Below are 17,627 nucleotides of genomic sequence, written 5' to 3' on the forward strand. Positions count from 1 at the left end.
ACAATTCAAGTATAGCAGGGGTTTCTTCCAGTGACAATGAAATTTTTCAGAAATGGAGGACTTTATGGAGGGAACCAGAACAGAATTACAGATGATTAAAATGTCGGAGATACAGTCGCAGGAGGTGGCGTGGCTGTGGTATCCGTTTATCCCCTATGGAAAACTGACGATTGTGCAGGGCAATCCGGGAGACGGTAAGACAACGCTGGTGCTGAATATAGCGGCGAAGCTGTCAAAAGGCGAGGGCATAGACAGCGAGATGAAGCTAACGGAGCCGCTGACTGTGATTTATCAGAGTGCGGAGGACGGGCTTGCCGATCCGGTGAAGCCCCGGTTGGAGGCGGCAGGAGCGAACTGTGAAAATATTTCCGTCATTGACGAGAGCATAAAATCACTTTCCATGATAGATGAACGTCTGGAAGAAGCGGTCATAAGGACAAAGGCGAAGCTGCTGATTTTGGACCCGATACAGGCGTATCTCGGCGGCGGTATGGATATGAACCGGGCAAATGAAGCAAGGGATATGACAAAGAAGCTGGCGGCTCTGGCGGAGAAATATCAATGTGCCATTGTACTTGTAGGGCACATGAACAAAGCGGCTGGAAATAAAGCGGCGTACCGGGGTATGGGTTCCATTGATTTTTTTGCGGTAGCAAGAAGCGTCCTGCTGGTCGGCAGAGTGGAGGGAGAAGCGAATATAAGGGCGATAGTCCAGATAAAAAACAATCTGGCGGCGTTCGGACACCCGAAAGCCTTTGAATTGTCGGAAGACGGTTTTTACTGGCTCGGAGATTACGAGATTACCGCAGATGAAGTGTTGGGCGGTATTGCTCCGAAAGCGAATAAGCTGGAGCAGGCAAAGCGTCTGCTGCGGGAACTGACAGAAACAAATAACGCCATGCAGAGTAATGAGATTTTCAATCTTGCGGAGGAACAGGGCATATCCAGACGGACGCTTGAAAACGCGAAAAAGGAATTAGGTATCAGAGCAAAGCGGATAAACAATTCGTGGTATTGGGAACTGGATAAAATCAAACCGGAATAAGGTAACAACGCAACAATGCAGAGTATATAGAATTTGCGGGCTTGGTATCTGCAAGGTTGCAAAAGATATAGACCTTGCGTTGTTGCGGTCTTAAACTTGAATGAGCCGGGAAGTGGCGGTATAAAGCGGCTGGAAGACACACCGTCCATAGGACGGAAGAGCTCTCGGCAGAGCGCAAAGGTAGCTTTTGATAGAGCGGAGCCTGTCAAAAGTGCTTTTGCGTTACTTTCGGCGAAAGTAAGAAAGCCTATGCGCCGTATCCGGCGCTGATTACCCAGACAGGGAGAAAGGATATTGATTGAAGCAAACAATTAGCTTTATGACAGGAAAAGGTTCTGTCAACCATAACAGCAGAAAATTCCATGCAAAGAATACTGACTCGGAGCGAAGCTGTCTGAACGTGGAATACTGCAACGAAAATGTTAAGGACGTATATCACGAATTATTTGATGAAGCACTCACCCGGTACAATGAGAAACAGACCAGAAGTGACCGCCGGATTGACGATTATTACAATAAAATACTGCGTGGAAAGCAGGAAAAACCATTCCATGAAATCATTGTGCAGATAGGCAATAAGGACGATATGGGGGCGAAAACAGAGGACGGACAGCTTGCGGCAAAGGTACTTGATGAATATATGCAAGGTTTCCAGCAGCGCAATCCCACTTTGAGGGTATTTGCTGCCTATCTTCATATGGACGAAGCTACTCCACATTTGCATATTGATTTTGTACCTTATACGACAGGAAGTAAGAGAGGACTTGACACAAGAGTGTCACTAAAACAGGCGTTATCGGCTCTTGGATTTAAAGGTGGTACAAGGAGAGAAACGGAGCGGAATCAGTGGGTAGCCTATGAAAAAGAACAGCTTGCCGCTATTATGCTGGAGCATGGAATTGATTGGGAGAAAAAAGGTACACATGAGAAGCATTTATCCGTTCTGGATTTTGAGAAAAAAGAGTGGGCAAAGGAAGTTGCGGAACTGGAACAATCTATTTCTGACGGGAAAGAGCAGTTATCAAATATTCAGATTCAGCAGAGAAAAGCGGAGCAGGAAACAGAGCAGATACGACAGGAGGGCGAAGCAATCCGGCAGGAAGTATCGGAGCTTTCGGAAACAAGTAATTTGCTGAAGGAGCAGGCGGCAACGCTGGCAGGGGATAAGGAAAAGCTACTATCTGACAATGAGAAGTTGGAGAAGCAACAGAAGAAATTACAACAGGAGATTGAGAAAATGGTTCAATCTAAGGCGGTCATGGAACGGAACATATACGCCTATGATGAGGACGAGAAGTGGCAGTTGCCGGAGCCAGTGACCTTGATGTCTGCAAAGGCTTATAAGGATAAAAAAGCTTCGCCGCTTGTGGAAAAATTGAAAGAAACGATAAAAGCACTAACGATTAAATGCGTCCAGCTTGCGGAACAGGGAAAGAAACTGAAAGATAAAGTTACCCGGCAGGAGCAGCAGATCAGCCGGCTGACAGATAAGGTCATGGAGCAGAGCAACACTATTGACCGATTGCAGGAGAAAGTGGCAGATTTGGGGCGATTAGAGCGCTATTTCGGCATAGAACAGGTTCTGTCGATAGTTGAGCGGTCTAAGACTCTGGAACGGGCGGAAAAGGTAAATAAGTGTCCGAAACGTGCATTTGATATGAGCAGATAGGGAGGATTGATAGAGTGACCGATATGGAGAAAAAAGTCATGGTTCGGCTGTGTGCGAAAATTCTTTCGGAAACAGATTTGTACGATACAGATATGGAAGTACGCAATCTGATTGACTGGATATGTGTGTCGGAGCAGATAAAATCAAATAATAATGAGATACGCAGTTTGATCGGGGAATATAAGAGGATAGAGCCGGATTGCCGGGAGGGTGTGAGGGCGCAGTTGGAGCGCATGAAATCACTCTGTAAAGAACGTGACAGCTTGTATGAGAAGCAGAATGATTTGAAAGGGCAGAAACAGAAAATTGAAAGAGCATTGAAACGGTAGGAATTTGGGGCATGGCGGCGGCTGTGCTCCTTATTTCTTGTGGCAAATTATGTGATGATGTGCTATGCTTAGAACAATAAATCGGTGCTTGTACAGGAGGACATTATGTCGTCTAATATAGCAAAAATATTTGAATTACTATTTGATAAAAATAATAATGTTGCATATAAGGCATTATGGGAATTGATAAAAGAAAGTGAAGAAACGGATTGTGTTTATCCTTATATGGATAGGCTGAGTGATATGCTTGATAACGATAATTCTTATATTCGTACAAGAGGGCTTACACTACTTGCCTATAATGCAAAATGGGATAAAGATTATAAGATTGATGAAATTATTGATAGATATTTAAAACACATAACAGATGTTAAGCCCATTACAGCAAGACAATGTATCAAGTTGCTGCCGATTATTGCAAAATATAAGCCGGAATTAAAGGATGATATTCTTTCAGCACTTCATAAGGCAGATATATCTGGTTATGACAATAGTATGCGACCATTGGTTTATAAGGATATTCAAAAAGCATTGAAAGAAATACAAAAATTGATTTAAGTTCTATTGACTTTCCTCTTTGCACTTGCTAGAATGTAGGTACAAAGAAGGTCTACCACTGACCGATATGTGGTATATAAATGGTCGGGTTGAAAGTTTACCGCTGACCGATATGCGGTATATAAATGGTTGGGTTGAAAGTATAGTCCTTCGCCGCAAGGCGAGGGACTTTTCCGTAATGAGGACAGGCAAATGAAGAAAACAGGCTTTTATATTATCAAGGATAAATTTTTTGAAGATATGCCAGACCCGTATCTCAAAGGTAATAGGGCTGGAAATAGACCGCATTATTACTGTTTTGAAGATACAAGTACCGGGATATACTGGATGATACCATTGTCTAGCCGCATTGACAAATACAGACGGATTATGGAGAAAAAACCGGGAAACCTTGCGACATTCTTCATATCGTCAAACTGGACGACAGCCGGGAGAGTGCATTTCTGATACAGGATATGTTTCCGATAACAGAAGAATACATAGAGCGGGAATATATAATCGCCGGAAATCATCTGATGCTGACGAGTGAGCATACCGCCAGAGAGATTGAGCAGAAAGCGAGAAAAGTTATGGGTATGTTAAAGCGTGGTATCAAGCTCACTCCAACGCAGCCGGACGTTATGGCGATATTAGAGAAGCTGAGAGAGCGCAGATAGCTTTTCTTGTTGGGGTAATAATTACATGGTGCTAGCACCATGTGGATAGGGCAGAAACAGAAAATTGAGAGAGCGTTGGAATTGTAGAAATTCGGGGCATGGCGGTTGCTGTGCCCTTTATTTCTTGTAGAAAAATCGCTGATAGTATGGTAAAATCAAGGAACAGAGATAAAAACACAACGTAAGGGATAACATTTCTTACAGAGCCGGTAGGTAGTCCGGCCGCACCGCTATGGCTGTCATGCATCCGTAAGGAACTGCCAGTGACAACTGCTGCAGGTGTAAGTAACCCTCCCTCCTTGGGTCGTCCGTTCTTTGTTCAGTACAATTTGCGCGGGGAATGAAGAAATGTCCTGCTTGCAGGAATATTCGACGAATACCGCGACAGCCGCAGGGCATTAAGGAGGAATTGTCATGGACAAAGTAGCGGGCAGGCTGACAGTATATTTTGAGGAACCATTCTGGATAGGCGTATTTGAATGCATATCTGAGGGGAAGTTGTCTGTATGCAGGGTTACGTTTGGAGCGGAGCCGAAAGACTACGAGATATACGATTTCGTTCTGAAAAATTACTATCGGTTGCGGTTCAGTCCGGCTGTGGCAACTGATGTAAAAGAATCTGACCGTAATCCGAAAAGAGTACGGAAGGAAGTGCGGAAGCAGGTAAAGAATACCGGGATAGGTACAAAATCGCAACAGGCTTTGAAATTACAGCAGGAGCAGTTGAAAACGGAACGCAAGACTGTGGGCCGTGAAAAACGGGAGGCAGAGAAACAGCGTCAGTTTGAGCTGAAACAGCAGAAAAAGAAAGAAAAGCACAGGGGCAGGTAATGTCTGCCCCGATTTTCTCAAGTGCAGTATTTACATGGGGTTGGTATCATGTTGCATTATAAAACAATTGGGGGATTGAAATGATACGATGGATGTGTTTTCCCAAATACAGAAATATTGAAGCACATATGTACGATATCATAAAAATATTCGAAACAGTATATCCGGAAATCTCTTCGGAAAATCACGCAAAGCAAAGTAACGAGGTATTATCCATAGTTACGGAAGGGCTTAAACAGCTTGGATATTTTGTGGAGCAGGGGAAGAAAAAAGAACAGAAGATACGTGTTCCTGTTTCATATGGAGAGAATGGAAAGACGGTATTATCTTTTGAGGCGGATGCCTATAATGAAGAACTGAAGACGGTAATAGAAGTGGAAGCTGGACGGGCAGTTATGAATTATCAATTTCTGAAGGATTTTTATGAGGCCTGTCTGATGCACAATGTTGATTATTTGTGTATTGCTGTCCGGCAGAAATACAAGAGGAGTTGTGACTACCAAAAGGTGTGCGATTTTTTTGACGCTTTGTATATGACGAACCGGATGCAGGTTCCATTGAAAAGTATTGTGATAATTGGCTATTAAGCCAGCAATGGTAGTATTATAGTAAAGCGAACAGGCAGGGGACTTTCTGGAAAACGGGAGGTCCTTTTTTGCTGCCATGCATAAGACAAAAATGTCCGGTGGACATTTTTAGTGAGAATTATAGTCCACCTCCGCTGCACTGTAATTTCCGCAAAAGAGGTGTTCAGGTCGTCTTTTGCATTTTCTGTAAAAATAATAGTTCTGACTATCTTTTTACCAGGCTCATTCGTTATTTATAATAGAAAGTGCAAATATTACCGCGTGTGGAGGAGAACGGGGAGGGAGGTAAAGCGTGGATGCGGATTTTCTTTTGATTCATAAGATGAAAGACGGGGATGAAACGGCGATGGAACTGTTTGTGAAGAAATACTATCCCGCCATCCGGAATTACTGCTGTTCCCACACGTATACGATTGCGGATGCGGAGGACCTGGCAAAGGAAACCTTTGTGCGCTTTTTCCAGGCGTTTCCGTCGTACCGCCATACCGGGAAGCTTGCCAATTATCTGTATGTTATTGCGGGGAATCTGTGCCGGGACAGTTATAAAAAGAAACAGGATCTTCCCGCGCAGGAACTGCCGGACAGGGGAGAAAACACGATGGATGCAGCGGAGAGCAGAATAGATATGGAGCAGGCGCTGAAAAAGCTTCCGGAGGAGCTGCGGGAGGTGATTATTCTGCATTATTTTCAGGAGCTGAAGTTAAAAGAGGTGGCGGAGATTACCGGCGCCGGGCTTCCGCTTGTCAAATACAGAATAGGAAGAGCAAAAAAACTGCTGGGCTGTTATCTGGGAGAGGAGGAATGAAAATGACGGTTGAAGAGAGACTGTGCGCATATGCAAGGGAGCAGAACAGGAATGATATAGAAGAGGAAAAACTTCAGCAGACGATCAGAAAAGCAAAGGAAGCATACTGGAGGGCAGAGAGCCGACGAAGTCTTACATGGATGGAATTTTTATATCAGCAGGCGGGCTATATACAGAAACGCTGGTGGTTTGCGCAGGGAGCGCTGCTGCTGCTTCTTTATCTGGGGCTGTATCTGTCGGAGAGCAGTATTTATGAAAGGCGCTGCATGGGAATTCTGGCGCCGGGCTTTGCCATCCTGATTCTTCCGGAACTCTGGAAAAACAGAAGCAGCGGGGCTGTGGAGATAGAGGGGGCGTCTTACTATTCCCTCAATAAAATATATGCCGCCCGGATGCTGCTGTTTGGCATGGCGGATGTCTGTCTGCTGAGTATTTTTTTTATTATAAGCGCCTTTACTCTGCGGATTGCGGTTCTGGACATTTTAATTCAGTTTCTGCTGCCAATGAATGTGACCTGTTGTATATGTTTCCGGACATTGTATACAAAGCGGAGCAGGAATGTTATTTCACCGTTATTCCTGTCCTTCATCTGGATTTCCGTATGGACATTCATAATCCTCAGGGACAGGATTTACAGCCGCATTTCTGTACCGGTATGGATGGGACTGCTGATATTTTCGGCAATCTATCTTTGTTATAGCATCCGGCAGGCGCTGAAAAACAGTGAGAGCTTCTGCGAGTACAGCAGCATAGTCTGACAAAGACGGAGCTCTTTGAGATAGTACAGCGGGACAGAGGAAGAGCTCTTTGTAACCGCAGTTTTGATTCCTGCAAAGACCAGAGTGTCTGTGCAGGAAAAGCCAGAACCGCCTGCGCACGCAAAACGAAAGCTGCCAGCATTGGAAAAGCCGAACCGCCTGCATGCAAAACGAAAATTGCCGGCACGGCAAAATGGAAACAATATATGCAGACAACGCAGGCAGCATGAAAGGAGCCGGATATGGAAATAGAATTAAGAAAACTGACAAAAGAATTTCAGAAGACGAAGGCGGTGGATAACATCACACTGACGCTGAACAATGGGGTGTACGGACTTCTCGGAGCCAACGGCGCCGGGAAAACGACGCTGATGAGGATGCTCTGCACACTGCTGAAGCCCACTTCGGGAGAAATTCTCTGCAATGGGAAGGACATTTTTGAGATGGACGGGGGATATCGAAAGCGGGCTGGCGGCCATAGCAAAGGTACGGGAACAGAAAAAAGAATGGGCAGGGGAGCTGACCGAAGAAAAGATACGAAAGGTCATAGAGAAAAACGCAGAAATTTCCAACACACCGGAGGCGCTGTCGGAGGATTTCCGGCAGAATAACATTGCATACAACAGGAAGCAGGGCTTTGTGGACATAAGGAATCTGCTGAACTGCTCCTATGCCGGTTTTAATGATTATGATTATTATCTGGCGGATTCGCTTGCGCCGGAGGATGCGGGCAGCTTTTACCAAAACCGCATGGATAATCTGAAGATATGGCTGGAAAATGACGCGAAGGACCAGTTTTCGGAAAAAGAAAAGGAATATCTGATTGCCAGATACGAAGCGCTGGAGACGCCGCTGTATTACGATTACCAGGCGGGCTGGAAAAGCCTCTTCCAATATGCGCCAACTATCATCATGATTCTGACACTTGTTCTGGGATTTCTCTGTGCCGGTATTTTTTCCGGAGAATTCCAGCAGAAAGCAAATGCGGTCTTTTATGCTGCCCGCTATGGACGCGATAAGGCGATATGGGCGAAAATAAAAGCAGGGCTTGTGATAATCAGCGTCCTTTACTGGGCAGTCATGCTGCTTTATACGGCGCTGGTTCTGGGCATCCTGGGCGCGGACGGGGCCAAATGTCCGATTCAGACTGTCATGAGCGGAAGAGCATGTACAATATTACCAATATCCAGGAATATGTTCTGGTTGCGGCGGGCGGCTATCTGGGATGTCTGTTTATGCTGGCGCTGACGATGCTGGTTTCCGCAAAGACCAATTCGTCAGTAATTGCGGTGACGGTGCCATTCGTCCTGATTTTTCTGCCGTCCTTTCTGTCCGGGACCAGCCTTCCGCTGCTGAATAAGATTCTGGGGCTTCTTCCGGACCAGCTTCTGCAGATGAATCAGGCAGTGAAATACTTTAACGTGTATGAAATCTTTGGCAGGGTATACAGTGCCGTTCCGGTTTTAATTATTTTGTATACAGTATTGATACTGCTGACGGTCCCGGTTATTTACCGGGTCTACCGCGGAAAAGAAACCATCAGCTGAGGGATTCTGACTGGGAGATTTCTGCGCTGCATCAGGCTTCCCGGATATCCTCTTCGGGAGGGAGGAGCTTTTTAAAGATGCGGTAGAGCAGAAGCGAATTAAGAAAAGCCGTCAGCCCGAAACCGAAAAAGAACCAGCAGAAGGCGTACAGAGGCAGCAGCTCCAGATCCTGGCAGGTGATATACATTGGCAGGAGGGTGATGACCGCGAGCAGAAGGGTCGTGGGAAAATGCATAAACGCCAGCAGAAACGCGTTCCGGCATAGGGCGGACAGCCTGTTGGAAAAGGCGGCGATTACCGGAAAAATATAGAGAGCAAAGAGAAACAAGAGACATAGGATTCCGGCGGAGCACCAGAGCAGCGCCAGAGCTGCGCTCTCCGTGCGGCTCTGGAGAAAACGGATATTGAAGAGCAGAATCAGACCGGCTGCCAGAATAAGCAGCCACACGGTCAGAGACTGGCGGAAATTCTCCCGGAATGCGCGGAAAAAGGTTTTCACTGCTCCGTTCAGATTTCCCTTCACGGTGCGCAGCATGCAGTGATACAGAGCAGTCAGGGACGGACCGATGGTGACGACCGGAATGCAGCACAGAAGAAAGAGCAGATTACAAAGCACGATATCACCGATTTTGTTCAGAATGACATGCACAATATTGTCCTGGTTCATAAGATTCATATGCGTTCACCTCGTAAAAAATATTGCAAAAACAAAAGAAGTCTGGTTCCGTTACCATGCGCCCGCAGCACAGAAATCTGCGGAGCGCATTCTTTTTATGCGGGGCATCGACCCTGTTGAGTGCGCAAAGCGCACGAAATATCAACCACCCGCTATGCGGGTGCGCGGTGATTGTTATACAAAGAAATCACCTTTACGCCTATAATAGAGGTGTCCAAGCCACTATATAGAAAGGAAAGGTGATTTCAATGGCGAAGAAAGCCAACTCACTTGCACATACAAAGTGGATGTGTAAGTATCATATCGTCTTCACACCAAAGTATAGACGAAAAATGATTTACAATCAATACAAAGAAGACCTAAGAGATATTATAAAACAACTTTGTAATTATAAAGGTGTTGAAATAATAGAAGGTCATCTTATGCCAGACCATATTCATATGCTGGTAAGTATTCCGCCCAAAATAAGTGTATCAAGTTTCATGGGATATTTGAAAGGGAAAAGTGCCCTAATGATGTTTGACCGCCACGCAAATCTGAAATATAAATTTGGGAACAGACATTTTTGGGCAGAAGGATACTATGTCAGCACAGTAGGTCTCAATGAGGACACCATAAAGAAGTACATTCAGGAGCAAGAGAGAGCGGATATTATGATGGATAAATTGAGCGTGAAAGAATATGAGGACCCCTTTAGGGGTAGTCGGTAATACAAACGCCCCTTGAAGGGGCAGCGACGAGTGAAAAGCAAAGTGGCTTGAACGAAGTGAGAGCCAGCGCCTTGAGACGCGGGCCTAGTAACAAAGGCTTATAGCCGAAGCGCGAGCCACCCGTTAGACGGGTGGCAGCGACTTTGTGGATTATAGCATAAGTGCAATCCGGCTGTAAAGTGTCCCGCCTGCACGACCGGAGCGCATATTTCCTGGAAATGGGCGGATTCTGGCATGGAAAAATAAAATCCGCAGCGCACAGGAAACTGTGAAAAAGAAGTACAATGTATACAAAAACCAGAACCGGGAAATGGGGAAAATGCACAGTATTTTGTCTGAAAAGGCGGAATATAAGCCATAGTGTACAAAAACCAACATTTTTCCATGCGATGCTTACATAAATCCATTTATTATTTTTCTATGTGCAATTATAATAGATTTGTCATCCGGGGATGAAATAAAATCGTAGAAAAAGCACAAAAAATATAATTGTGAAGAAAATTATTATTACAAAAAGGAGGACCAGTCTATGAATTTCAAGAAAACAGCAGCATTATTACTGACAGGAGCGATGATAATCGGAGCGGTTCCCGTTTATGCGGAGGAGGGCGGTTCGGACGTAACGCTTTCCGTATCCATCTGGGACAGCTACCAGGAACCTGGAATCAAGGAAATCCTGGCAGGCTTTACGGAGAAGACCGGAATCAAGACAGAGCTTTCCGTTATCAAATGGGATGAATACTGGACCATGCTTGAGGCCGGCGCGCAGGGCGGGTCACTTCCGGATGTATTCTGGATGCACTCCAACGAAAGCGAACGATATATGTCGAACGATATGCTGCTTGATCTGACGGATAAGATCGCGGAGAGCGACGCGATTGATCCGGCAAATTATCCGGAGGATATCTGGGGACTTTATACATACAATGACAAATATTATGCAGTTCCGAAGGACGTGGATACTATCGCGCTGTGGTACAATAAGACCATGTTCGATGAGGCGGGGCTGGATTATCCGACGACGGACTGGACATGGGACGATATGTTCGAGGCGGCGAAAAAGCTGACGAAGGAAGACGGCTCCCAGTATGGTCTGGCTATACGGAGTGACAACAACCAGGCGGGATATTATAACCTGGTTTATGACAACGGTGGTTATATCATCAGTGACGACAAGACAAAATCAGGCTGGGACGATGAAAAGACCATCGAAGCGATGCAGCAGCTGGAGGAATGGATTAACGCGGGCGTGATGCCGTCTCTGGAAACTATGTCTGAAAACGGCGAGGATGTGCTGTTCCAGTCCGGCAAGGTTGCAATGGTTCTGCAGGGCTCCTGGATGCTGGCGGCGTATAAAGAGAATGAATATACGAGCGCAAACTGCGATGTGATAGAGCTTCCGAAGAGTGCCGAAACAGGCAGAAGAGTATCTGTATACAATGGACTTGGCTGGGCGGCTTCGGCATCCGGAGAGCACACGGAGGAAGCATGGCAGCTGATCGAATACCTTGGGTCTGAAGATGCGCAGAAGCAGCAGGCGGAGCTTGGCGTGACCATGTCCGCATACACCGGCACCTCTGACGCCTGGGTAAATTCTGCACCCCAGTTTAATCTGCAGGCATATCTGAATATGATGGAGGATATGGAAATCCGCCCGTATTCCCGCTCCACTGTTGCCTGGGAGAATGAAAACGCTGAAATTCTGAAGGGCGTTTATACCGGTGAACTGACGATGGAGGAAGCATGCAGACAGATGGCAGAGCAGATGAACGAAAAGCTGGCGGAGGAATAACGGCGGTGCTGCCCGTGCAGGCGGGAAAACGAAAACGAAGACCAGGGGCTGCCGCGCCGGCGGCGGCCCTTTGTACAGCAAAGAGGTGATTCGGAAATGATACAACAGAAAAAACATACGGGAAGGGCGCGCAGCGAGTTTTTGTGGGGCTGGCTCTTCATCCTTCCGACGATGATCGGACTGGTTATTCTGAATATTATCCCTATATTCCAGACGATTTACCAGAGCTTTTTCAAGACGGGAGATTTTGGAAAGGGAAATATCTTTATCGGTCTGCAGAACTACGAGAAGGTGTTTGGAGACGGCGAGGTCTGGCAGGCGCTGATAAACACATTTAAGTACGCGATCGTGGAGGTTCCCTTCTCCATTGTGATCGCGCTGGTGCTGGCGGTGCTTCTTAATCGGAAGATAAAAGGGCGTTCCGTATACCGGACGATTATTTTCCTCCCGATGGTGGCGGCTCCGGCGGCGGTGGCTATGGTCTGGCGGTGGCTGTTTAACTCGGATTTCGGTCTGATTAATAATGTATTTCACATACATGTCAACTGGGTATCCGACCCGGATATCGCAATATATTCCATAGCGATTATCGGCATCTGGTCCATTCTCGGATACAATATGGTGCTTTTCCTGGCGGGGCTCCAGGAGATTCCCGGCGACTACTATGAAGCGGCACAAATCGACGGCGCTACGGGTGTGAAATCCTTTTTCCACATTACGATTCCCCTGCTGTCCCCTACCATTTTCTTCGTGCTGGTTACGCGCGTTATCAGTTCGCTCCAGCTGTTCGATTTGATTTACATGGTCATTGACAAGTCGAATCCGGCTCTGCAGAAAACCCAGTCGCTGGTGTATCTGTTTTATAAATATGCTTTTATTAATAAGAATAGGGGCTATGGAGCGACCATCGTTGTTCTTCTGTTTGTGATTACCCTCATTTTGACGGCATTCCAGATGATAGGGCAGAAAAAGTGGGTTTTCTATAATTAAGGGGGGGATTGCGATGGAGCACAGTTATACAAGAAAGAAAAAACTTACCACTGTTGTGATTCACGTCATTCTGATTCTGGTATCCATCACTATGCTGGTGCCGTTTATATGGATGATTCTGACAGCCTTTAAGTCTGTGACAGAGGCAACCTCTGTAGATCCCTTCACCATTTTTCCGAGGGAGTGGAGAACAGACGCGTTTACCACGGTTTTAGAAAACATGAATTTTCTGATGCTTTACAGAAATACCCTGCTGCTTATTTTCTTCCGGGTGGTCTGTGCTGTGCTGACAGCGACAATGGCAGGCTATGCATTTGGACGGCTGCATTTTAGGGGACGCAATTTCTGCTTTTCTCTGGTGCTGATTCAGATGATGGTTCCGTCGCAGATATTCATTATTCCGCAATATCTGATGATAAGCAAAATGGGAATGCTCAACACGATTTTTGCCCTCGTATTTCCGGGCATGGTGACGGCTTTTGGCACTTTTCTTCTCCGTCAGGGGTATATGGGACTGCCGAATGATCTGGAGGATGCCGCCAGACTGGACGGCTGCAATATCGGTCAGACGTTTTTATATGTGATGGCGCCGCTCACCAGATCCAGTATGGTGGCGCTGGGAATTTTTACAGCGGTGTTTGCGTATAAGGATCTGATGTGGCCGATGATTGTAAATACAGACAAGGATATGCTGGTGCTTTCCTCGGCTCTTGCCAAGATGCAGGGACAGTATGTGTCAAAATTCCCGGAGCTGATGGCGGCGTCCCTGATTGCCTGCATCCCGATGATTGTTATTTATATCATCTTCCAGAAACAGTTCATTGAAGGAATCGCGACAAGCGGCGGAAAGCTGTGATATACTAAAGATAAAACCAGAGACTAAAAAATCCGATATTTGCAGAATGCCGGAGAGATAGACGGAACATGGCGACACACAGGGCGGGAGGCAGATAAAGTTGGTTCATACAGTGGGATATACAAATTCGGCAAGCTATAAATGCCTGGAAAATCTGAAGGGCAGCTCCACGAACCTCTATCTGATGTACTGCGGCTGGGAAATCTGCGACCCAGGACACCGGTTCGGACCGAACAGGCGCAGCTCGTATGTGCTTCATATGGTACAGGAGGGCAGGGGATATCTGGAAATGGGAGAGGCGCATTATACGCTGGAAAAGGGCGATGTGTTTCTGATTCCGGAGGGCGTTGAGGCATGGTACGAGGCAGATAAGGAAACTCCGTGGTCTTATCGCTGGATCGGTTTTGAAGGGGTAAGCGCAAGGGAATGTCTGGAGAGTGCGGGCTTTACGCCGCAGAAGCCGGTGCGCAAGGTCCGGTGTCTGGATAAGGTCGGCGGATATATTGACCAGATGCTGAAATGTCATCAGCTTTATTATGAAAACGAGCTGAAGCGCAACGCACTGCTGATGCTTGTGTTTGCGGAGCTGATTACGGATAACCGGAAAAATCTGGCAGGGATGGGAAAATACCCGTCGGAGCACCGGTATCCAAGCTCCGTGTATGTGGAGCATGCGATTGAGTACATTAATGAAAATTACAGCAAACGCCTGCGCATTAATGAGCTGGCGGATTATATAGGAGTAAACAGAAGCTATCTGACCAGCAGCTTTCAGGAAAATATCGGCTGCTCGCCCAGAGAATATCTGATGAAACTGCGTATGGAAAAGGCAAAGACCCTCCTCAAAAATCCGGACATCCAGGTGAATGAGGTGGCGGCTATGGTGGGCTATACAGACCCGCTTGCGTTTTCGAAAATATTTAAGAGCCGTACAGGCAGAAGCCCGAAGGAATACAAGGAGGAGAAAAGCCGTCTTGTAGTAGGAAAAAAGAAGGGCGACTGTACTGGAAATGTATAAAAGAAAAGGAGAAAGATAGCATGGTTAAAATTACTTTTATGGGTGCCGGAAGTACGGTTTTCGCCAGAAATGTGCTGGGAGACTGCATGTGTACCCCGGCATTGCGGGACAGCGAGATTGCGCTGTACGATATTGATGAAAAGAGACTGGAGGATTCCAGAATTATTCTGAGCGCGATTAATCATAATGTCAATGAGGACAGAGCGACGATCCGTACATATCTGGGAGCAGAAAACAGAAAGGATGCGCTGAGGAATGCGGATTTCGTGGTCAATGCCATCCAGGTGGGAGGCTACGAGCCCTGCACGGTGACGGATTTTGAGATTCCGAAAAAATACGGTATCCGGCAGACCATAGCGGATACGCTCGGCATCGGCGGCATCATGCGCGCGCTGCGTACCATTCCGGTACTGGAGGAGTTTGCAAGGGATATGGAGGAAGTGTGCCCCGATACGTTATTTCTGAATTACTCAAACCCGATGGCAATGCTCACCGGCTATATGCAGCGGTTTACAAAAATCCGTACCGTCGGGCTCTGCCACAGTGTGCAGGTATGCTCTGAGAAGCTTCTGGAGGGCATGGGTATGCAGGATAAGCTGGAGGGACGGACGGAGCTGATTGCCGGAATCAATCATATGGCGTGGCTTCTGGAAATCCGCGATAAGGACGGCAACGACCTTTATCCGGAAATTCGCAGGATCGCGGAGGAGCGCAATACTTCCGGGGAAAAGCATGACGATATGGTGCGCTACGAGTATATCCGCCAGCTGGGCTATTATTGTACGGAATCCAGCGAGCACAACGCGGAGTACAATCCGTTCTTTATTAAATCAAAATATCCGGAAATGATAGAGGAGTTTCATATTCCGCTTGACGAATATCCGAGGCGCTGCGTCAATCAGATAGAGGGCTGGGAAAAGGAGCGGGAGGATATCCTGCGCGACGGCAAAATCACGCATGAGAGAAGCAAAGAGTATGCTTCTTATATCATGGAGGCGGTTGTGACCAATACGCCGTATAAAATCGGCGGCAATGTGCTGAACAACGGTTACATTGATAATCTGCCGGCGGATGCCTGCGTGGAGGTGCCCTGCTATGTTGACGGCACCGGAGTCCACCCGGTAAAGGTGGGTAAACTTCCGACGCAGCTTGCGGCGATGAATTCCTCCAATATAAGTCCGCAGCTTTTAACGATAGAAGCCGCTGTCACGAAGGACCGCCAGAAAATCTACCAGGCGGCGATGATGGATCCGCACACAGGAGCGGAGCTGAATATCCGGGACATCCGGGCGATGTGCGATGAGCTGATTGAAGCACATGGCGAATACATGAAAGATTACAGATAAATTCCATGATGCCAGGGCAGAAAGCCCGGAGCGCGGTGCAGCGTAAAGCTGTCCGGCTCCGGGCTTTGCCGGAGTCTGCAGAAATGGAAATCCTTTTTACAAGAATGTAATATTTGTAAAACATGAAATAATTTTTGAGTTACAAAATTATAACATAATGGGTTGACATAGAGGGGATTTGTGGTACAATAGATTTAAGCAGAAGTGGAGGGATGGTCATGAATGAATTGCTGGGAGGACGCATTAAAGCGTTAAGGAATGCAAAAAATTTTACGCAGGAACAAATTGCCGACCGGATTGGTGTGAGCAGACAAAAATATGCCCGCATTGAGAACGGCGCGAACAGCATTACGCTGGATATTCTCTCCGCAATTGCAGAGGTACTGGATGTTACGGTGGGAGATATCACAAAGGTGCTTGATGAGAAGCCGGCTGTCGCTTACAGAGCAGGAGAGGGAGGCTCTTCTTCTGCAAAGATATTTGATATGCTTGATTTTTTCTATGCAAATAAGCATTTGTATGCAAAGCTTCAGCAAAGAGATATGAAGTGATGGAGGAGCACATGCAGGAGAGCAGACGGAGAGAAATACGAATCCAGGCGGACTTATTCAGAGCAAAATGTAAGGTAAGCTGTTATGGCATTATTGATTTATTTAAGGACTGCGAAAGACTCGGATATAAGCTGATTCGTTACCCGCTGGGAGAAGCGGCAGAACTGGGATTTGTCTTAATGAAAGACAACGATATTGTGATTTTTACCAATACAAGCAGCCGGTTATCCAGGGAAATTTTTACCCTTGCCCACGAGATTGGTCATGCAGTGCTTCATATGGATGGCAATACATCATTTATAGATGATGGTGCGACGATTTCAGACAGAAGCATTGATGAGAAGGAACGTGAAGCGAATTACTTTGCAGCCTGTCTGTTGATGCCTGCTGACGAAGTGGAAAAATTTTTAGACTTGAAAGTTGCAGATTTTCATAAAAATGGTTTGTCTGCAATGGATATAGCAAGGATAATGTCTGAGTTTAATGTAAGCTTTGATATGGCGCTGAACCGTCTGGAAAGTCTCGGAAAAATTAATATGAGCGAAAAACTGAAGCTCGACAATGAGCGTAATGAAAAACGGGTCGGAAATCTGCTCAGAAGTGTGGGAGGAAGCTACAGACTAAATATTCCGGGAAACGAAATTGACATACCCGGTGAATATCTGGATTATGCAATATATAATTATAATCATAATGCGATTCCGGAAGGTACGCTGGAACGGATGCTGGCATATTATCACCTGAGCCGGGAGGATGTCAGTGACAGATTGTCAGAGCCTCAGGAGGATGACGGGGATAATCTCGATGCACTTATAGGAGGATTAAAGGATTGAGAGCCTCTTTGGATACGAATGTGATTATCCATTTTTACAGAGCGCGGCTTCAAGAGATTTTATTCAGTTT

At 46.4% G+C, this 17,627-nt stretch carries 21 protein-coding genes and 1 pseudogene; 21 read left to right on the forward strand and 1 reads right to left on the reverse strand.

Features of this window, described 5'->3' with window-relative positions; genetic code table 11:
• The first annotated feature begins 64 nt into the window (after window positions 1-64).
• The 13 genes and pseudogenes from NQ534_RS14400 to NQ534_RS14460 all read left to right on the forward strand — a co-directional run bounded on the left by NQ534_RS14400 (window position 65) and on the right by NQ534_RS14460 (window position 8,785).
• Entirely contained in the window at window positions 65-1,045 is a 981-nt protein-coding gene (locus NQ534_RS14400) for an AAA family ATPase (RefSeq protein ID WP_040784889.1), read from the forward strand.
• Between the two features lie 319 nt (window positions 1,046-1,364).
• Window positions 1,365-2,714 carry a plasmid recombination protein gene (locus tag NQ534_RS14405; RefSeq protein ID WP_006863774.1) on the forward strand — a complete coding sequence of 450 codons (1,350 nt, stop codon included), beginning with the start codon at window positions 1,365-1,367 and terminating at the stop codon, window positions 2,712-2,714.
• A gap of 14 nt (window positions 2,715-2,728) precedes the next feature.
• On the forward strand, window positions 2,729-3,043 hold the full coding sequence (locus NQ534_RS14410; RefSeq protein ID WP_176944209.1) for a hypothetical protein: 315 nt from the start codon (window positions 2,729-2,731) through the stop codon (window positions 3,041-3,043).
• Between the two features lie 105 nt (window positions 3,044-3,148).
• Entirely contained in the window at window positions 3,149-3,601 is a 453-nt protein-coding gene (locus tag NQ534_RS14415; protein WP_040784854.1) for a HEAT-like fold family protein, read from the forward strand.
• Window positions 3,602-3,793: 192 nt separating this feature from the next.
• Window positions 3,794-4,048 carry a type III toxin-antitoxin system CptIN family toxin gene (gene cptIN, locus NQ534_RS14420; protein ID WP_006863777.1) on the forward strand — a complete coding sequence of 85 codons (255 nt, stop codon included), beginning with the start codon at window positions 3,794-3,796 and terminating at the stop codon, window positions 4,046-4,048.
• Window positions 4,049-4,056: 8 nt separating this feature from the next.
• Window positions 4,057-4,257: a hypothetical protein gene (locus NQ534_RS14425; protein ID WP_006863778.1), complete on the forward strand. Its 201-nt coding sequence runs from the start codon at window positions 4,057-4,059 to the stop codon at window positions 4,255-4,257.
• A 414-nt stretch (window positions 4,258-4,671) separates the two neighbouring features.
• The gene (locus tag NQ534_RS14430) at window positions 4,672-5,088 is read left to right on the forward strand and encodes a YjdF family protein (protein WP_006863779.1); all 417 of its coding nucleotides are present in this window, start codon (window positions 4,672-4,674) and stop codon (window positions 5,086-5,088) included.
• Between the two features lie 80 nt (window positions 5,089-5,168).
• Entirely contained in the window at window positions 5,169-5,675 is a 507-nt protein-coding gene (locus NQ534_RS14435; RefSeq protein ID WP_006863780.1) for a hypothetical protein, read from the forward strand.
• A gap of 292 nt (window positions 5,676-5,967) precedes the next feature.
• Entirely contained in the window at window positions 5,968-6,480 is a 513-nt protein-coding gene (locus NQ534_RS14440) for an RNA polymerase sigma factor (RefSeq protein ID WP_006863782.1), read from the forward strand.
• 2 nt (window positions 6,481-6,482) lie between these two features.
• Window positions 6,483-7,238, forward strand: coding sequence for a hypothetical protein (locus NQ534_RS14445; protein WP_040784856.1), 756 nt, complete (start codon window positions 6,483-6,485; stop codon window positions 7,236-7,238).
• 242 nt (window positions 7,239-7,480) lie between these two features.
• Window positions 7,481-7,711 (forward strand): annotated as a pseudogene (locus tag NQ534_RS21745) (ATP-binding cassette domain-containing protein); the annotation flags it as partial.
• On the forward strand, window positions 7,677-8,486 hold the full coding sequence (locus NQ534_RS14455; RefSeq protein WP_242655406.1) for an ABC transporter permease: 810 nt from the start codon (window positions 7,677-7,679) through the stop codon (window positions 8,484-8,486). The pseudogene NQ534_RS21745 and the gene NQ534_RS14455, both read left to right, overlap by 35 nt.
• Window positions 8,405-8,785: a hypothetical protein gene (locus NQ534_RS14460; RefSeq protein WP_143115847.1), complete on the forward strand. Its 381-nt coding sequence runs from the start codon at window positions 8,405-8,407 to the stop codon at window positions 8,783-8,785. The genes NQ534_RS14455 and NQ534_RS14460 overlap by 82 nt, the downstream gene beginning before the upstream one ends.
• 31 nt (window positions 8,786-8,816) lie before the next feature.
• Here the strand turns inward: NQ534_RS14460 and NQ534_RS14465 are convergent, their stop codons facing one another.
• Window positions 8,817-9,461 (reverse strand): YesL family protein, encoded by a 645-nt coding sequence (locus NQ534_RS14465; protein WP_006863787.1) that lies wholly within the window; start codon window positions 9,459-9,461, stop codon window positions 8,817-8,819.
• 248 nt (window positions 9,462-9,709) lie between these two features.
• Here NQ534_RS14465 and tnpA point away from each other — a divergent pair, with 248 nt between their 5' ends.
• The 8 genes from tnpA to NQ534_RS14505 all read left to right on the forward strand — a co-directional run bounded on the left by tnpA (window position 9,710) and on the right by NQ534_RS14505 (window position 17,557).
• A complete protein-coding gene (tnpA, locus tag NQ534_RS14470; protein WP_006862666.1) occupies window positions 9,710-10,171 on the forward strand; it encodes an IS200/IS605 family transposase in 462 nt (153 codons plus the stop codon).
• A 529-nt stretch (window positions 10,172-10,700) separates the two neighbouring features.
• On the forward strand, window positions 10,701-11,963 hold the full coding sequence (locus NQ534_RS14475; RefSeq protein WP_006864509.1) for an ABC transporter substrate-binding protein: 1,263 nt from the start codon (window positions 10,701-10,703) through the stop codon (window positions 11,961-11,963).
• Between the two features lie 96 nt (window positions 11,964-12,059).
• Window positions 12,060-12,953, forward strand: coding sequence for a carbohydrate ABC transporter permease (locus NQ534_RS14480; RefSeq protein ID WP_006864510.1), 894 nt, complete (start codon window positions 12,060-12,062; stop codon window positions 12,951-12,953).
• A gap of 13 nt (window positions 12,954-12,966) precedes the next feature.
• Window positions 12,967-13,809, forward strand: a complete 843-nt coding sequence (locus tag NQ534_RS14485) for a carbohydrate ABC transporter permease (protein ID WP_006864511.1) — start codon at window positions 12,967-12,969, stop codon at window positions 13,807-13,809.
• A gap of 100 nt (window positions 13,810-13,909) precedes the next feature.
• A complete protein-coding gene (locus tag NQ534_RS14490; protein ID WP_050778390.1) occupies window positions 13,910-14,827 on the forward strand; it encodes an AraC family transcriptional regulator in 918 nt (305 codons plus the stop codon).
• Window positions 14,828-14,847: 20 nt separating this feature from the next.
• The gene (locus NQ534_RS14495; protein ID WP_006864513.1) at window positions 14,848-16,173 is read left to right on the forward strand and encodes an alpha-glucosidase/alpha-galactosidase; all 1,326 of its coding nucleotides are present in this window, start codon (window positions 14,848-14,850) and stop codon (window positions 16,171-16,173) included.
• 218 nt (window positions 16,174-16,391) lie between these two features.
• Window positions 16,392-16,724 (forward strand): type II toxin-antitoxin system RelB family anti-toxin, encoded by a 333-nt coding sequence (gene relB, locus NQ534_RS14500; RefSeq protein WP_050778391.1) that lies wholly within the window; start codon window positions 16,392-16,394, stop codon window positions 16,722-16,724.
• 11 nt (window positions 16,725-16,735) lie between these two features.
• Complete coding sequence (locus NQ534_RS14505; protein WP_040785544.1) at window positions 16,736-17,557, forward strand: ImmA/IrrE family metallo-endopeptidase; 822 nt, start codon at window positions 16,736-16,738, stop codon at window positions 17,555-17,557.
• Window positions 17,558-17,627 lie beyond the last annotated feature (70 nt).

It is taken from the genome of Marvinbryantia formatexigens DSM 14469, assembly GCF_025148285.1.
In the GTDB taxonomy this organism is placed as follows: Bacteria; Bacillota; Clostridia; order Lachnospirales; family Lachnospiraceae; genus Marvinbryantia; species Marvinbryantia formatexigens.

Excerpts from the sequence above, each read along its gene's own strand:
- tnpA (WP_006862666.1), top strand. The coding sequence starts at position 9,710 with ATGGCGAAGAAAGCCAACTCACTTGCACATACAAAGTGGATGTGTAAG.
- NQ534_RS14465 (WP_006863787.1), bottom strand. The coding sequence starts at position 9,461 with ATGAATCTTATGAACCAGGACAATATTGTGCATGTCATTCTGAACAAA.
- NQ534_RS14495 (WP_006864513.1), top strand. The coding sequence starts at position 14,848 with ATGGTTAAAATTACTTTTATGGGTGCCGGAAGTACGGTTTTCGCCAGA.
- NQ534_RS14405 (WP_006863774.1), top strand. The coding sequence starts at position 1,365 with ATGACAGGAAAAGGTTCTGTCAACCATAACAGCAGAAAATTCCATGCA.
- NQ534_RS14480 (WP_006864510.1), top strand. The coding sequence starts at position 12,060 with ATGATACAACAGAAAAAACATACGGGAAGGGCGCGCAGCGAGTTTTTG.
- NQ534_RS14430 (WP_006863779.1), top strand. The coding sequence starts at position 4,672 with ATGGACAAAGTAGCGGGCAGGCTGACAGTATATTTTGAGGAACCATTC.
- NQ534_RS14505 (WP_040785544.1), top strand. The coding sequence starts at position 16,736 with ATGCAGGAGAGCAGACGGAGAGAAATACGAATCCAGGCGGACTTATTC.
- NQ534_RS14475 (WP_006864509.1), top strand. The coding sequence starts at position 10,701 with ATGAATTTCAAGAAAACAGCAGCATTATTACTGACAGGAGCGATGATA.
- NQ534_RS14485 (WP_006864511.1), top strand. The coding sequence starts at position 12,967 with ATGGAGCACAGTTATACAAGAAAGAAAAAACTTACCACTGTTGTGATT.
- NQ534_RS14425 (WP_006863778.1), top strand. The coding sequence starts at position 4,057 with ATGTTTCCGATAACAGAAGAATACATAGAGCGGGAATATATAATCGCC.
- relB (WP_050778391.1), top strand. The coding sequence starts at position 16,392 with ATGAATGAATTGCTGGGAGGACGCATTAAAGCGTTAAGGAATGCAAAA.
- cptIN (WP_006863777.1), top strand. The coding sequence starts at position 3,794 with ATGAAGAAAACAGGCTTTTATATTATCAAGGATAAATTTTTTGAAGAT.
- NQ534_RS14400 (WP_040784889.1), top strand. The coding sequence starts at position 65 with ATGGAGGGAACCAGAACAGAATTACAGATGATTAAAATGTCGGAGATA.
- NQ534_RS14435 (WP_006863780.1), top strand. The coding sequence starts at position 5,169 with ATGATACGATGGATGTGTTTTCCCAAATACAGAAATATTGAAGCACAT.
- NQ534_RS14445 (WP_040784856.1), top strand. The coding sequence starts at position 6,483 with ATGACGGTTGAAGAGAGACTGTGCGCATATGCAAGGGAGCAGAACAGG.
- NQ534_RS14460 (WP_143115847.1), top strand. The coding sequence starts at position 8,405 with ATGTACAATATTACCAATATCCAGGAATATGTTCTGGTTGCGGCGGGC.
- NQ534_RS14415 (WP_040784854.1), top strand. The coding sequence starts at position 3,149 with ATGTCGTCTAATATAGCAAAAATATTTGAATTACTATTTGATAAAAAT.